Consider the following 748-nt stretch of genomic DNA (forward strand, 5'->3'; position numbering starts at 1 on the left):
GCACTATCGGCCACGTTGACCACGGTAAGACCACTCTGACCGCAGCTCTGACTCGCGTCTGCTCCGAAGTTTTCGGTTCGGCAGTCGTTGAGTTCGACAAGATCGACTCGGCTCCGGAAGAAAAAGCGCGCGGTATCACCATCAACACCGCTCACGTCGAGTACAACTCGAACATTCGTCACTACGCTCACGTTGACTGCCCAGGTCACGCTGACTACGTGAAGAACATGATCACCGGTGCTGCCCAGATGGACGGCGCGATCCTGGTTTGCTCGGCCGCCGATGGTCCGATGCCACAAACCCGTGAGCACATCCTGCTGTCCCGTCAGGTAGGCGTTCCGTACATCGTGGTCTTCCTGAACAAGGCTGACCTGGTAGACGACGCTGAGCTGCTGGAACTGGTCGAGATGGAAGTTCGCGACCTGCTGTCCACCTACGACTTCCCAGGCGACGACACTCCGATCATCATCGGTTCCGCTCGTATGGCCCTGGAAGGCAAAGACGACAACGAAATGGGTACTACCGCTGTCAAGAAGCTGGTAGAAACTCTGGATGCCTACATCCCTGAGCCAGTTCGTGCCGTTGATCAGCCGTTCCTGATGCCGATCGAAGACGTATTCTCGATCTCGGGTCGTGGTACCGTTGTTACCGGTCGTATCGAGCGTGGTATCGTTCGCGTTCAAGACCCACTGGAAATCGTTGGTCTGCGTGACACCACCACCACCACCTGCACCGGTGTTGAGATGTT

Annotated in this window: 1 protein-coding gene; it reads left to right on the forward strand. The window is 57.0% G+C overall.

Annotation, left to right across the window (positions count from 1 at the left end; all coding sequences use genetic code 11):
- Positions 1–748, forward strand: a 748-nt coding sequence (locus ACF8MI_RS20505; RefSeq protein WP_392517761.1) for an elongation factor Tu, incomplete at both ends; no start/stop codon positions are given.

It is taken from the genome of Pseudomonas sp. yb_9 (genome assembly GCF_043103635.1).
GTDB lineage: Bacteria > Pseudomonadota > Gammaproteobacteria > Pseudomonadales > Pseudomonadaceae > Aquipseudomonas > Aquipseudomonas monteilii.